We start from the raw sequence: 13,170 nt of genomic DNA, 5'->3' as shown, positions 1-13,170 counted from the left end.
GGGCCGTGTTGGGGGCGCCCTCCGCCACGAGGGGCGCCCCCTGCGTTCGTACGAAGGGCTACGCGCCCTTCGCCTTCGCGAGGTCGAGCGCGTACGACGCCCACCAGTCGCCCGCCTTCGGGCCGCCCTTGCAGGTGCCGTCGGACTCGCCGGGGCGCTTGATCCACAAGTAGGCGTCCACCAGCGGGTCTTCCGTCTTCGTCGTCGGGGGCTCGCCCAGGGCCCGGCCCGGCGGGTTGCACCAGCGCTGGCTCGGATCCCCCGCCGTGTAGGGGCCGTTGCCGTTGCGGCTGGTGTCGATCACGAAGTGCTTGCCGCCGATCTTCGCCGACAACTGCTTGCCGTACGCGAGCGAGTCGCGCGTCGAGTAGAAGTTGGAGACGTTCACCGCGAAGCCGTCCGCCCGCTCGACGCCCGCCCGTTGAAGCGGCTCGAAGATCTGGTCGGGGTGCTGCCAGCCCGCGTTGCCCGCGTCCAGATAGACCTTGGTGTGCGGCAGCGCCTTGAGCTTGGCGATCGCGCCCTTGAGCAGGTCGTACCGCTCCTCGTGGAACTCCTCCGGGGTGCAGCCGTCCACCATGTGCAGCACCCCGTCCGGCTCCAGGATCACCGTCGCGTGACGGTCCCCGATGCCTCGGGCCACGCCGTCGATCCATGCCCGGTACGCGTTGCCGTCCGCCGCGCCGCCCTGCGAGAACTGGCCGCAGTCGCGGTGCGGGATGTCGTAGAGGACGAGGATCGCGGTGCGGTTCGCCTTCTCGGCGGCCTCGGTGAAGCCCCGCGCCTCCGCCTCGGGGTTCTCCGGGCCGATCCACTCCCCCGTCGGCTGCCGGGCGATCTTCCTGATCTGGTCCGCCTCGGTCTTCTTCCCGGCCTTCTCCAAGGCGGCGACCTGCCGGGCCGCGTTCCCGTCCGGGTTGACCCAGAACGGGGTGGAGTCCTTGGGCCGTTGGGTGATCGCGGTGTCCTTGCCGTCGTCCTTGCCGTCCCCGTCCTTGGAGGAGGAACAACCGGCCAGCACCAGCGCGGCCCCCACCGCGACCAAGGCGGCCCGTGTCCCCGCGCCCCTCGTTCCGTACATCCAACTCCCCTTTGGGTGTACCGCGTTATGGTCCAAGCCTGACATACCAGGACCGTCGCCACGAGCGATCCGGCTGTTGTGGACGAGCTGTTACAGCGCGGGCCCGCGTGCGCCGGTCCGTCGCTCCTCCGCCGCCCCGCTTCCTCGCTCCCCGCTCCCCGCTCCCCGCTCCCCACGTGAGCTGTCACGCCCCCTTGCCCGTCAGATACGCCGAGACGACCACGTTCGCCGAGTAGGCGTGACTCGTCCCGTCGTAGGTGCCGCCGCAGGTGATCAACCGCAGCTCGGCGCGGCCCTGTTGGCGCGGCCCGTAGGCCCGGCGGGCGTCGAAGCCGTCGCGGGGCAGGACTTGGACGTCCTCCACGGTGAACTCGGCGACCTGACCGTCCTGTCGGACCACCCGTACCGTGGCGCCCGGCCGCAGCCCGCTGAGCCGGTAGAAGACCCCGGGTCCGGTCCGGGTGTCGACGTGCCCGACGAACAGCGCGGTTCCGGCCGAGCCGGGCTGCACGCCGGCCGCGTACCAGCCGACCGCGCCCGGCTGTTCGAAGGGCGGCGGTTCGATCGCGCCCTGCGCGTCCAGACCGCGCGCGACGACCGGTGCGTGCACCCCGATCACGGGGATGTCGACGCGGCGCGGCGCTGCCTTCCCCAACGGCCGTACGGTGGAGGGCAGTTCGACGTCGGCGGGTCGGCCCGCGGCGGCCATGTCCCCGGTGGCCGGACCGGAGACGCCCTCGCGCACGCCGGTCATCTCGCGGCCCCACAGCCACAGCCCGAGCAGCAGAACCACCCAGATGACCCCCATCACCAGACGCCCGGTCCCACAGGAACGTTCACGCTCGGACACGGCTCACTCCTTGCCCCGGCTTCGGCGGACACCGCGGACGACGACCACACCGGCGGCGATACTCACGAGGACGAGGCCGATGACCGCCTCCCGGGCGCCGGGCCCGCTGCTGTCGCGGGCCTCCTCGGCCTCGGAGAGCACCGCCTGGCGCGCACCACCACCGCCCGCGTGGACCGGCGCCACGGGCGAGGCCGGGGCGGTCGGCGAGGAGGGGCGGAGCCGGGAGGCCGGGTCGCTGGGCGGCGCCGCCGGGCGGAGCAGATCGGTCAGCGCGTGCGGCAGGGACGGGGCCGCCGGACGGTCGGGGCCGGTCGGGGCGGATCCCACGGGGTTGCCCGCGTCCCTCGGGGCGGAGCCCGCCGGGCTGTCCGGGCCCGTCGGAGCGAAGGGGCCGGACGCTGTCGCCCCGTCGACGGTGAGGGTGCCGTCGGCCTTGTGCCCGCCGCAGTCAGCCTTGATGGCGTAGCTCCCCGGCGCCAGCATGGCGCGGACCACCGTGTCACCGGTCAGCGTGCCGTTCTTGCCGACGAGCCGCGCGTCCGTGACGAAGGCGTCCGACGTCGCGGTGCCCGTCGTAGCCGTACCGGGACATCCCCGCACGGTCAGCCGCACCTCGCCGCCGGGCGCGGGAGACGCGGGGGTCAGGGAGACGTCCTGTCCGTCCGACTTGAGCGCCGAGCGTCCGAGGACGGACGCGATGATGGCTATCACACAGAGCGTGAGCCGTAGTGAACCCATGGTGAACCTCCGATACCAGGAGGCTCTCTCCGCGGACACTCCGGCGCATCCGGACGGGACGTCGGCTACTCCGTCCGGGGGGCGACCCCTGCGCCGTACGGGCAGCGGGGGCGCTGCCCGGCCTCCGGCCTCAGACGAGGTCGACGAGGTCCGCGATCGAGTCCACGACGTGGGACGGGCGGAACGGGAAGCGGTCGACCTCGTCCCGCGTGGTCAGCCCGGTGAGGACCAGATACGTCTGCATCCCCGCCTCCATCCCGGCGAGGATGTCGGTGTCCATCCGGTCGCCGATCATCGCGCTGGTCTCGGAGTGCGCCTGGAGCGTGTTCAGTCCGGTGCGCATCATCAGCGGGTTCGGCTTGCCCGCGAAGTACGGCTGCTTGCCGGACGCCTTGGTGATCAGCGCCGCGACCGAACCGGTGGCGGGCAGCGGGCCCTCGACGGACGGGCCGGTCTCGTCGGGGTTGGTGCAGATGAACCGGGCCCCGTTCTTGATCAGCCGGACGGCCTTGGTCATGGCCTCGAAGGAATACGTGCGGGTCTCGCCGAGGACGACGTAGTCGGGCTCGTGGTCGGTCAGGATGTAGCCGATGTCGTGCAGGGCCGTGGTCAGACCGGCCTCGCCGATGACGTACGCGGTGCCGCCGGGCCGCTGGTCGTCCAGGAACTGGGCGGTGGACAGCGCCGAGGTCCAGATGTTCTCCACCGGCACGTCCAGCCCCATCCGGGTCAGGCGGGCGTGCAGGTCGCGCGGGGTGTAGATCGAGTTGTTGGTGAGCACCAGGAAGGGCTTGCCGGACTCGCGCAGCTTCTTGAGGAACGCGTCGGCACCGGGGATCGGCACGCCCTCGTGGATCAGCACACCGTCCATGTCGGTGAGCCAGGACTCGATGGGCTTGCGCTCTGCCATCTGTGATCTCCTGCCGTGCGCATGGGAACCGGGAACGCCGGAACGACGGGGATGCCGCGTGCGCGGCGTGCACCCGGCCCCAGCGTAATCAGCACGGGTCGGCCCTGATCCCACCGGGCACCGGAAGCTCGGCGGTGGGTGCGGTGACGGCAGGGGCCTCAGCGGCGCGCGCGGTGGAGCAGGAAGGGGGAGCCCGCCACGAGGACACCGCCCGCCACCATGAGGAGCCCCCCGATCAACGGGTCGAGGCGGTGTGCGACGCGCTGCCCGGCGTGGGCCGGCGCGCTGCCGGAGGGGCTCGGCCGCGGGCTCGGCGAGGCCGTCCCCGGTTGCTTGTGCTGCGCTCCGGCCCCCTTCTTCCCCTCGCCGCCCTTTCCGGGGCTCGCCGTCCCCGGACTCGGTGTCCCCGGGCTCGCCGTGCCCGGACTCTCCTTCCCGGCGCCCTTCTTGTGCGGGGTCTTCTTGTGCGCGTCGTGTCCGTCGGCCTCGTCGTCCTTGGGCTCGTCGTCCTTGGGCTCGATCCGGAAGCGGTACTCGTTCGACTCGCCGACCCAACTGCCGTCGTCCCCGCGCCGCTGCACGATCGCGGCGTTCGCCACGACGTCGTTCTGCCGGGCGTCGGGGGCGAGCGCGAGCCGCACCTTCACCGAGACGGTCTTGCCCGGAGCCACGGTGAAGCCCGCGAAGCCGTCGTCGAAGGCGCCGACCAGCTCGCTGCGGTCGGTGCGGCGCAGGGCGACCGGATGCGCGCGGTCGCCCTCGAAGAACTCCAGCTTGGGCTGCTCGGCCGTCAGCGCGTGATGGGTGTCGACCAGGACGACCACCGGGTGGATGTGCGCACAGGAGCGGGTGGTCGTGTTCTTGAGGTCGATGAACCAGGTGTGGTCGTCGCCTCCGGCGCGGTAGCGGTCCGGGCCGCCGCGGATGTGGGTGGTGAGCGGGAAGGCGTTGCCGGTGGGCGCGGCGCAGGTGGGCTGCGAGTCGGCCGGGAGCGCTGCGACGGATGCCTGGAGGAAGAAGACGACGGCGGCCAGGGCGCAGGCCAGGAACAGGGGCAGCCGGGGCAGCAGGAGGGTGCGGGGCAGATGGGAGAGCCGGGACGGGAGAAGGGTTCTAGGCAGTCGCATGAAAATATGACCGACCATGGGTGGCGGAGCCCTGGGCACGCCACGCCCTGAGGGCCGGAGTCGGCGGCCCAAGTCCCCTCGATCAGCGCAGTGGAACGGACAGGGGAATCGCCAGGGGATCGACACCGAAAGCGACAGCAGGGAATACCCGGTGGCACACTCGCGCGCCGCGGTTGCGACAGTAGAGCCATGACTGGCACAACCCCTGCTCCGCGCACTGGCACCCCTCTCCGCGTGGGCCTCGTCGGCTACGGCCTCGCGGGCTCCGTCTTCCATGCGCCGCTGATCGCCGCCACCGAGGGCCTCGTCCTGGACACGGTGGTCACCTCGCGGCCCGAGCGGCAGGAGCAGGCCCGTGCCGAGTTCCCGGACGTGCGCCTCGCCGCCACGGCCGACGAGCTGTGGACGCGGGCGGGCGAGCTGGACCTGGTCGTCATCGCCGCCCCGAACAGGACACACGTCCCCCTCGCGACCGCCGCGCTCGAAGCGGGCCTGCCGGTCGTGGTGGACAAGCCGGTCGCGGGCACGGCAGCCGAGGCGCGCGGCCTCGCGGCACTGGCCGAGCGGCGCGGCCTGCTGCTGTCCGTCTTCCAGAACCGCCGCTGGGACAACGACTTCCTGACCCTGCGGAGGCTGCTGGCCGAGGGCGAACTCGGCGAGGTCTGGCGCTTCGAGTCCCGCTTCGAGCGCTGGCGCCCCCGGCCCAAGGGCGGCTGGCGCGAGTCCGGCGACCCGGCGGAGATCGGGGGGTTGCTGTACGACCTCGGCAGCCATGTCGTCGACCAGGCGCTCGTGCTCTTCGGCCCCGTGACCGGTGTGTACGCCGAGACGGTCGTCCGCCGTCCGGGTGCGGAGACGGACGACGACACGTTCCTCGCGCTCACTCACGCGAGCGGGGTCCGCTCCCATCTGTACGTCTCCGCGACGACCGCCCAACTCGGGCCGCGCTTCCGGGTGTTGGGCGCCGAGGCGGGCTATGTGAAGTACGGCCTCGATCCGCAGGAGGCGGCGCTGCGCGAGGGCGGGCGCCCCGGCCCCGGCTGGGGCGAGGAGCCCGAACCGCTGTGGGGCCGCGTGGGCGCCGGGGAGTCCCCGCTGACCGGCGGCGGCACCCCCGTACCGACCCTGCCCGGCGACTACCCGGCGTACTACGCGGCGATCGCGCGGGCCCTGCGCGAGGGCGGCCCGAACCCGGTCACCGCGCACGAGGCCGCCGCGGCCCTGGACGTCCTCGAAGCGGCCCGGCGCTCGGCACGCGAGGGTGTGACGGTGACGCTGTGACTCCCTTCAGCGGCAGCCGAGTTCAGCGGTACAGCACCGCCCGCTCGACCGCGCTCCACGTCGCGCTGGTCACCACGTACAGCGCGGCGGCCAGCGGCACCACCGCCACGGTGACGAGGGTGAAGTAGGAGAAGAACGGCATGACCTTGGCGACCGCGCCGAGGCCGGGCACCTGTGTGCCGTCACCGGCCGGGACCGGGTTCGCGGCCGACATCCGCTTCGTACGCCGGTAGGTGAACGTGGCGACGGCCACGACGAGTGCGAACAGCCCGAGGTAGACAAGCCCCGCCGCGCCGAAGGGGCCGCCGTCACCGAGGGCGTCGGCCCATCGGCCGCCGAGCGGCGCGGCCAACAGGGTGTGCGCGAGCAGGCCGTTGCTCTCGCCGCCGATCGTCGTGCTGGAGAACAGGTGGTAGAGGAGGAAGAACGCGGGCATCTGGAGCAGGGAGGGGAGGCAGCCGGACAGCGGCGACACCCGTTCCTCCGCGTGCAGTTCGAGGACGGCCTTGTTCAACTTCTCCGGGTTCTTGCCGTACTTCTTCCGCAACTCCGCGATCTTCGGCTGGAGCTGCGCGCGCGCCTGCTGACCGCGCGCCGCGGCCCGGGACAGCGGGTGGACGAGGAGTCGTACGAGCGCGGTGAACAGGACGATCGCGGCGGCGGCCGAGGAGGCGTGGAAGAGCGGCTGAAGCAGATCGGCCAGCCGCTCGACCAGGCCTGCGAACGCGGACAGGAACGTGGACATGGGGAGCCCTTCGGGGTCTCGTCGTGCCGGGGTGGTGAGATGAGCTGTCGGCATGACGACCCGCGTGGGCCACACGTACTCGGCTGTGGGCGTACGGCGGTGCGTACGTGGGTGCGTACGGGATACGTAACGTGCGTACGCCGATACGTACGTACGGGAACGGACCGGTGTGTGGCCTACGCGGCGGTCGCCTGAAGGGCGTGTCCGGGTGCCCGCGGTCGCCTGCGGCCCGGGGCGTCGGGGTCCCGTTGCGGCAGGAACGCGGTGCGATGCGCACGGTCGCGAAGAGCCGTACGTACGCGGGTCGGGGCCACGGCGGGCACACTGCACGCGGCGATCAACGCACAGACGGCGAGGGCGGAACCGACCGCGGCGGTCGCGGCGAAGGCGACGGCGGCGGTGAGGCTGCCGGTGTCGAGGACGACGGCTTGGAGGAGCAGGAGCAGCAGCACGGCGGTGGGCCGCAGTCTCGTCCAGGACCGGATCATCGGCCTCTCCTCCCCGAGTGGTAAGACTGGTAACTCCCTTGCTGCTCCCTGCCGTTATACACGATCGGGCGCGCCCGCCGGTGGGGACGATCCGGCAGTGAGGGCGATCGGGCAGTGGGGTCGGCCCGATCGCCCGTTCACCTTCCCGGACGACGGGTCACTGAGTGCGGTAGGCGTCGATGACGGTCTGGGTGAGGGTGTTCCCGTCGGTGTCGGTCAGGTCGGCGCGCAAGGAGACCCCGGTGCCCGCCTGCGGGTTGCGGATCGTGACGGCGCCGTTCTCGACCGGGACCCGCGTCCACGAGGCGCCGCCGTTCACGGACATCGAGACCGCCAGCGAGCGCACCTGCCCGTGCGAGGCGGCACCGAGCACGGTGACGGGGACACGGAGTGCCGAGCCCGCCGCCGCCGTGCCGGTCGGGCTGAGCGCGGGCGAGAACCGCACGACGCTGACCGGCACCGAGGTCGGACCGGTCGTCGTGTCCGAGGTGAAGGTCCAGGACGCGGTCACGCGGGTGGCGGTGCCGGGGGCACCCGCGCGGTTCACCGTGCTGGTGAGCCGGTACGCCGCGCGCCCCGGTTCCACCGTGAACCGGGCGCTTCCGGGGGTGCCGGTCTGCTTCCCGACGAGCACGCCGTCGCGGTGCAGCGTGGTCGAGGCCGAGGTGTACGCCGGTGACGACGGCACGTGGCCGTCGCCGTCGGCGAGCAGCGGGACATCGACGTCGAGGCGGTCGCCGTCCCGTACGACGCCGGTGCGGTCGGTGAGGACCGGGCCGAAGACGGCGTTGTCGAAGGTCTGCGTCGTTGTGGCCCCGGCGCGCACGGCGATGCCGTCGGCGGAGTAGCGGTTGGGGGTCGCGCCGGGCTTGGCGGGGGCCGTGTAGGTGACGTCCCAGGTGCCGCGCTCGGGCGTCACGAGGTAGGTGGCCGTGCCGGGGGTCGTGAGGGTCCGGGCGGTTCCGACGGTCGGTCCGACCGTCGGTTGCAGGTCGAAGGACGCGTTCCCCGTGGCGCCCGGCCGGGCCGCGCCGCGGATCTGCAAGGTGGCCAGGTCCTTCGCGGCGGGGTGACGGGTGAGCCCCGTCAGGGCGCGGGCGCCGTCGAAGGTGTAGCCGAGCGCGTAACCACCCTTCTCGGTCGTCCAGTACGAGTCGAACCACTGCTTCACCGAACCGGGCTCGGCGTCGGGTCCCAGGTGGGCCACGCGCAGTTTCGACGAAGAGGTGACCAGGTTGGCCTCGCGGACCGCGTCGCCCTGCGTGACCCGGACGAACATCGCGCCGTGCTGGAAGTCCGCCGAGTCGTCGGGCGGCTGTACGTCGACGGGGGCGGTGGTCCGCGCGTCGACGGTGATGGTGGTGTCGTGGTCGAGGTCGAGGCGCGGTTGGACGATCCAGTCCGTGCCGTCCGCGCGGTCACCGGTGCTCAGGGAACTGTCGAGCAGGTAACGGCCCTGGGGCAGACGCACGGTGGTCGTGCCCGAAGCGTCGTAAGGGTGGGCGACCTCGTCGGCGCCCGGACCGGAGATCCCGGTGACGTTGGTCTCGTAGGACCCGGTCAGGTGACCCGCGCGGTCGAGGTGCTTGATCGTGAGGGTGTACGTCTCGGGCGCCGCGGCGAAGGCGGTGGCGCCCCCTACGGCTGTCGTGCTGCCGACCAGGGCGACGGCGAGCGTCAGGTTCCGCAGGACGCTCCGGCGGGAGAGGGAAGAAGTGTTCATGACCGGCACTGCGCTGCCGGGCGCCGGGGTTCCCGTGTTCCACGTCACATCGAGGGCGGGACCGTGGGCGGGGGCGTGGCCTCGGGCGGCCTGTGCGGCGCACGTCCGGCCTGTGTGGCGCACGTCACCGGAACCGCCGCGACCGGCGCGGCAGAGCAGAGTGTGGAAACAGTCATGAGGAATCGCTTCCGCCGCGGAGACCGCGACGCCTTGGGCGAGCTGTACGACGAGCACGCACAAGTGCTGTACCGCTATGCCCTGCGGGTGACGGGCGACTGGGCGGAGGCCGAGGACGTCGTCTCGACGACCTTCCTGGAGGCATGGCGCGGCCGGGAGAAGCTGCACCCCGAGGGGGACAGTCTGCGCCCGTGGTTGCTGGGCATCGCCACGAACATCATGCGCGGCAACGCACGCGCACGCCGACGCCGCGAGATCGCGCTCGCCCGTGTCCCGGAGCGCGGCTCGATCCCGGACTTCGCCGACGATCTCGTCACGCACCTCGAGGACGCCGAGAAGCTGCGCGCCGCGCACGCCGCACTCGCCCGCCTGCGCCGCCGCGACCGGGAGGTCTTCACCCTCGTGGTGTGGGCCGGGCTGGACTACGCGGCTGCGGCGGAGGCGCTCGGCGTGCCGGTCGGCACCGTCCGGTCCCGCCTGTCCCGCGCCCGCACCCGGCTGCGCGAACTCGCCGAGACCCCGGCCCGGACCACACCCGTCACACGAGCCACGCAGGCCATGGAGGCCACGCGGGCCGTACGGGTCCGAGCCGGACGGACGCCCACGACGCACCGCGGGGAACCCTCCGCCGCCCCCGACAGCTCCGTACCGGACCGCAGGCCAGTACCGGGCCGCAAGCCGGCGCCGGACCACAAGCCAGTACCGGACCGCATCCTCGCGGCCCGATGGTCGACCCAGGAGAACCACGGATGAACATCACCCCGCGGCGCCGTACGCACCACCGGTCCGAGGAGACCGAGCGCGCCGACCTCGCAGACCTGCTGCCCCCACCGCCGGTCCCGGACCTGGGTCCTGACCGTGGACCGCTGCTGAAGGAGGCGCTGCTGCGCGAAGCCGCCCTCGCCGAGCCGACCGGCCGCGTCAGCGTCCGAGCCACGCGCCCGCGCCCGCGCCCGCGATCGGTCCGGGTCATGGTGCCGACCATCGCCTGCGCCATGGCGGTCTGCGGCGTCGTGGCAGTGAACCTCACCGCCACCCCTGCAAGCCGCACCACCACCGCGATCGCGGATGGCGGCACCCCCCGCGCACCCGAGGCGAGGCAACTCCTGGACCGCGTCGCACTCGCCGCCGCCGAAAGCGAACAACCGGCCGTCCGTGCCGACCAGTTCGTGTACGTCGAGAGCAAGGTCGCCTACGCCGGGCAGAGCGCCGCGGGAGGCCCCGTGACCATGGCTCCCGCGCACACGCGGCAGGTGTGGCTGTCCGCCGACGGCAGTCGCTCCGGCCTGCTGCGCGAGGCAGGCCGCCCCGACTCCCCGCTCGGCCCGGACGCGCCGGTCTACACCCTCGACGGCCCAGGGGCGACACCCCGGCCGAGCGATCCGGACAGGGCGGGCGGCCCGTCGATCGACAACCCGACCTACACCTACGTCGCATCGTTGCCCACCGACCCCGACGCCCTGCTGAAGCTGATCCGGAACGAGACCCGCGGACAGGGCCAGGACCCGGACCAGCGGGCGTTCACCGCGATCGGCGACCTGTTGGCCGAGACCTGGGCACCACCGCGGGTCAGCGCCGCGCTCTACCGGGCCGCCGCGAAGATCCCCGGGGTCACGGTGATCCGCGCCGCGGCCGACGCCACGGGACGCGAGGGCGTCGCCGTCGCCCGTACGGCACACGGACAGCAGACACAGTGGATCTTCGACCGGACCACGTACGCGTTCCTAGGCGAACGATCGGTCCTCACCGAACCCGGCGACGCGGGCCCGGCCGGGACCGTTGTCGGCACGTCGGCGATCCTCACCAAGGCCGCGGTGGACCGCGCGGGCGCGGCTCCCGGGAAGGCGACGGCATAGCGCGGGGCCTCACCGGGCCGGGTGGCCCTGACCTGCGAATCTCGCTCCACTGTCGGTCGGCGGCAGTACGGTGTCTGCCATGCGCCCCGACACGCCTGCCGAGAACGTCGACCACCACGCCGAAGCGGCACGCCTGGAGCGGACCGCCGGCCTGTACCCCGAGGACGCGGAACACCTGCTGCTCCAGGCCGCGGCCCACCGGGAACTGGCCGGCGACCGCCCCGGCGCGACCGCGTTGTACGACCGTCTGCTGTCGTCCGCCGAGCCGCTGGACCACCCCCACCTCGTCCGCGCCCTGAAGGCGTCGAACCTGTGGGAGTACGGCCACGAGGCGGAGGCACGGGCGATCATCGACGGCATCCGCGCGTCCTCCCCGCGGCACCCGGCGCCCTGGGTGATCGTGGCGGAGTCCCTGGAGTCGCACGACGAGCTGGAGGCGGCGGAGGCGACCTTCACGCAGGGCCTGAGCCTCCTGCTCGGCGACACCGAGACGGCGCCCCCGCACTCCACGCACCCGCTCCTCTTCGGCCGCCACCGCGTCCGCCGCATGCTGGCCGCCGCCCACGACGACTGGGACATGCTGGCCGACACCCTCCACTCCGCCCCGGTCACCCTGGACGAACTCCACGACCCGAAGCGCGTCTGGTCCCTGGGCTCGGACAACCCGGCGGAGCTGGCGGCGGAGATCAGCCGCCTGCGCGCGGAACTGGGCGCCTACCGGGAGGCCCTGTCCCGCCCGTTCCCGGTAGCGGTCCTGCACTGGCCGGCCCGGGAACTGACAGAGCTGGTGACGGCGTACCCGTCCCTGGCCACGGAGTACCCCTCCCACGAGGCCCACCTGGCGACGATAGAGGCCTCACTTCGGGAACTGGTCGCCTCCGGCACCCCGAACCTGGGCATCGTGACCGGCACGGTCCCGTCGTACGAGGCCTTCGCAGCCTCAGAGGGCTCCCGCCCGACGGACACGACCCTGCTCCCCCAGTACGCGACGACGCTGGCGGCACGGGGGCGAGCGGTTGCCTGGCCGCCGGAGCGGGGGGCGGCTTGCTGGTGCGGGTCGAAGCGGCCGTACGAGAAGTGTCACGGAGATTCTCTCTCGTAATCTCCTTCGCCGAAGACCTGCCCAAAAATACCGTCAGGGACCAAAATTGCTTCCTTTTGAAGAAGAAGATCTTCGCGCAGCACACCGGATCGCCGCCCAGGAACTGTTCGAGGACGATCGTGAGCTACAGAAGGTCTATGAACACATTCAAAGCCTCGACCCCGATGGAGTCCGGTTCGCTTCAGTACTACGCAACACCATTGACCAGCTACTCAATGGCGAGGTCACCGGGCGCTGGGACTGGAAGACCCTCTTCAAAACGGAGAAGACTCACGCGGGCACTCTCGTAGAGATCAACCTGCAACGAGAGTTCCGATTTGATGACGGCGCAGACGTTGGCATCGCGAAGCATCCGATGGACTATCGGATCTGCGGTATCGACGTAGACTGCAAGTTCTCCCAGGACTTCGGTGGATGGATGATCCCCCCGGAGGCCATGGGGTATCTCTGCCTTCTCGTCTGGGCAGACGACAGTAAGAGCCGGTGGAGCGCCGGACTGTTCCGCGTACGCGAGGAATGGCTCAACACGGGAAGTAACCGCGACAAGAAGCTGACGGTAAAGGCGGAGCATCGCAACAGAATTGCCTGGCTTTGGCGTGACGCAGACCTCCCCGAAAATGTCCTTCTGCATCTTCCCGAGGCTACCCGCAAGGAGATCCTTCTGGAAGGGAACCGAAAGGGCCAAAGGCGCGTAATTGAACTGTTCCGTCGAGTTCAGAACCGACACATCGGACGAGGCGCTATCCGTACGGCAGCTCAGCAGCTCGACTACATGGCGCGTCTTCGGGAGGGAGATGGCAGGGCACGCACTGTGCTGCGGGGAGAGGGCATCGTGATTGCTGGCCCCTACAGCAGGCACCAGGAGATTGCCCGGCAGATCGGAGCTGAGGTGCCCCAGCGTGGGGAGTTCGTTAGCTTCCGAGTAGCGGAGGCCCGCGCCCATCACGGTGACCGCCCCCGAGTGAAGCTGGATGGCAAGGAGTGGGTTCTGGCCGACGAAGGTGATCTCCCGGAGACAGCGCCCCGCCTACCCAAAGTGACCAACGAAGCCGAAGACTGATCGGCATAGCACGTCAAGGACTGGAACAGAGC

13 protein-coding genes are annotated in these 13,170 nt (G+C 71.6%); 5 read left to right on the top strand and 8 right to left on the bottom strand.

Annotated features, from left to right (window positions below; translation table 11 throughout):
• Positions 1-58 precede the first annotated feature (58 nt).
• The 5 genes from NGF19_RS00570 to NGF19_RS00550 all read right to left on the bottom strand — a co-directional run bounded on the left by NGF19_RS00570 (position 59) and on the right by NGF19_RS00550 (position 4,706).
• Complete coding sequence (locus NGF19_RS00570; protein WP_252421362.1) at positions 59-1,081, bottom strand: glycoside hydrolase family 6 protein; 1,023 nt, start codon at positions 1,079-1,081, stop codon at positions 59-61.
• A gap of 184 nt (positions 1,082-1,265) precedes the next feature.
• Entirely contained in the window at positions 1,266-1,931 is a 666-nt protein-coding gene (locus NGF19_RS00565; RefSeq protein ID WP_252421361.1) for a class F sortase, read from the bottom strand.
• Between the two features lie 3 nt (positions 1,932-1,934).
• A complete protein-coding gene (locus NGF19_RS00560) occupies positions 1,935-2,642 on the bottom strand; it encodes a hypothetical protein (RefSeq protein WP_252421360.1) in 708 nt (235 codons plus the stop codon).
• A 157-nt stretch (positions 2,643-2,799) separates the two neighbouring features.
• Entirely contained in the window at positions 2,800-3,579 is a 780-nt protein-coding gene (locus tag NGF19_RS00555) for an HAD-IIA family hydrolase (protein ID WP_252421359.1), read from the bottom strand.
• 158 nt (positions 3,580-3,737) lie between these two features.
• Entirely contained in the window at positions 3,738-4,706 is a 969-nt protein-coding gene (locus tag NGF19_RS00550; protein WP_252421358.1) for a hypothetical protein, read from the bottom strand.
• Positions 4,707-4,895: 189 nt separating this feature from the next.
• Between NGF19_RS00550 and NGF19_RS00545 the strand changes: the two genes are divergently transcribed.
• Positions 4,896-5,987 (top strand): Gfo/Idh/MocA family protein, encoded by a 1,092-nt coding sequence (locus tag NGF19_RS00545; protein WP_252421357.1) that lies wholly within the window; start codon positions 4,896-4,898, stop codon positions 5,985-5,987.
• A gap of 22 nt (positions 5,988-6,009) precedes the next feature.
• On the opposite strand, the gene NGF19_RS00540 is transcribed toward NGF19_RS00545, so the two are convergent.
• The 3 genes from NGF19_RS00540 to NGF19_RS00530 all read right to left on the bottom strand — a co-directional run bounded on the left by NGF19_RS00540 (position 6,010) and on the right by NGF19_RS00530 (position 8,943).
• A complete protein-coding gene (locus NGF19_RS00540) occupies positions 6,010-6,732 on the bottom strand; it encodes a YidC/Oxa1 family membrane protein insertase (protein ID WP_252421356.1) in 723 nt (240 codons plus the stop codon).
• A 176-nt stretch (positions 6,733-6,908) separates the two neighbouring features.
• Positions 6,909-7,220 (bottom strand): DUF6412 domain-containing protein, encoded by a 312-nt coding sequence (locus NGF19_RS00535; RefSeq protein ID WP_252421355.1) that lies wholly within the window; start codon positions 7,218-7,220, stop codon positions 6,909-6,911.
• A gap of 157 nt (positions 7,221-7,377) precedes the next feature.
• The gene (locus tag NGF19_RS00530) at positions 7,378-8,943 is read right to left on the bottom strand and encodes a serine protease (RefSeq protein ID WP_252421354.1); all 1,566 of its coding nucleotides are present in this window, start codon (positions 8,941-8,943) and stop codon (positions 7,378-7,380) included.
• A 174-nt stretch (positions 8,944-9,117) separates the two neighbouring features.
• Between NGF19_RS00530 and NGF19_RS00525 the strand changes: the two genes are divergently transcribed.
• The 4 genes from NGF19_RS00525 to NGF19_RS00510 all read left to right on the top strand — a co-directional run bounded on the left by NGF19_RS00525 (position 9,118) and on the right by NGF19_RS00510 (position 13,138).
• On the top strand, positions 9,118-9,873 hold the full coding sequence (locus tag NGF19_RS00525) for an RNA polymerase sigma factor (RefSeq protein WP_252421353.1): 756 nt from the start codon (positions 9,118-9,120) through the stop codon (positions 9,871-9,873).
• Positions 9,870-10,976: a CU044_5270 family protein gene (locus NGF19_RS00520; RefSeq protein WP_252421351.1), complete on the top strand. Its 1,107-nt coding sequence runs from the start codon at positions 9,870-9,872 to the stop codon at positions 10,974-10,976. Before NGF19_RS00525 ends, NGF19_RS00520 begins: the two co-directional genes overlap by 4 nt.
• Before the next feature lie 79 nt (positions 10,977-11,055).
• Positions 11,056-12,078 carry an SEC-C domain-containing protein gene (locus NGF19_RS00515; RefSeq protein WP_252421349.1) on the top strand — a complete coding sequence of 341 codons (1,023 nt, stop codon included), beginning with the start codon at positions 11,056-11,058 and terminating at the stop codon, positions 12,076-12,078.
• A gap of 46 nt (positions 12,079-12,124) precedes the next feature.
• Positions 12,125-13,138 (top strand): NaeI family type II restriction endonuclease, encoded by a 1,014-nt coding sequence (locus NGF19_RS00510; protein ID WP_252421348.1) that lies wholly within the window; start codon positions 12,125-12,127, stop codon positions 13,136-13,138.
• The last annotated feature ends 32 nt before the right edge of the window (positions 13,139-13,170 follow it).

Origin of the sequence: Streptomyces macrolidinus, from assembly GCF_023887685.1 — a bacterium.
In the GTDB taxonomy this organism is placed as follows: Bacteria; Actinomycetota; Actinomycetes; order Streptomycetales; family Streptomycetaceae; genus Streptomyces; species Streptomyces macrolidinus.
This window is presented reverse-complemented; position numbering and strand designations above follow the sequence as displayed.

Excerpts from the sequence above, each read along its gene's own strand:
- NGF19_RS00570 (WP_252421362.1), bottom strand. The coding sequence starts at position 1,081 with ATGTACGGAACGAGGGGCGCGGGGACACGGGCCGCCTTGGTCGCGGTG.
- NGF19_RS00555 (WP_252421359.1), bottom strand. The coding sequence starts at position 3,579 with ATGGCAGAGCGCAAGCCCATCGAGTCCTGGCTCACCGACATGGACGGT.
- NGF19_RS00550 (WP_252421358.1), bottom strand. The coding sequence starts at position 4,706 with ATGCGACTGCCTAGAACCCTTCTCCCGTCCCGGCTCTCCCATCTGCCC.
- NGF19_RS00545 (WP_252421357.1), top strand. The coding sequence starts at position 4,896 with ATGACTGGCACAACCCCTGCTCCGCGCACTGGCACCCCTCTCCGCGTG.
- NGF19_RS00540 (WP_252421356.1), bottom strand. The coding sequence starts at position 6,732 with ATGTCCACGTTCCTGTCCGCGTTCGCAGGCCTGGTCGAGCGGCTGGCC.
- NGF19_RS00535 (WP_252421355.1), bottom strand. The coding sequence starts at position 7,220 with ATGATCCGGTCCTGGACGAGACTGCGGCCCACCGCCGTGCTGCTGCTC.
- NGF19_RS00530 (WP_252421354.1), bottom strand. The coding sequence starts at position 8,943 with ATGAACACTTCTTCCCTCTCCCGCCGGAGCGTCCTGCGGAACCTGACG.
- NGF19_RS00525 (WP_252421353.1), top strand. The coding sequence starts at position 9,118 with ATGAGGAATCGCTTCCGCCGCGGAGACCGCGACGCCTTGGGCGAGCTG.
- NGF19_RS00520 (WP_252421351.1), top strand. The coding sequence starts at position 9,870 with ATGAACATCACCCCGCGGCGCCGTACGCACCACCGGTCCGAGGAGACC.
- NGF19_RS00515 (WP_252421349.1), top strand. The coding sequence starts at position 11,056 with ATGCGCCCCGACACGCCTGCCGAGAACGTCGACCACCACGCCGAAGCG.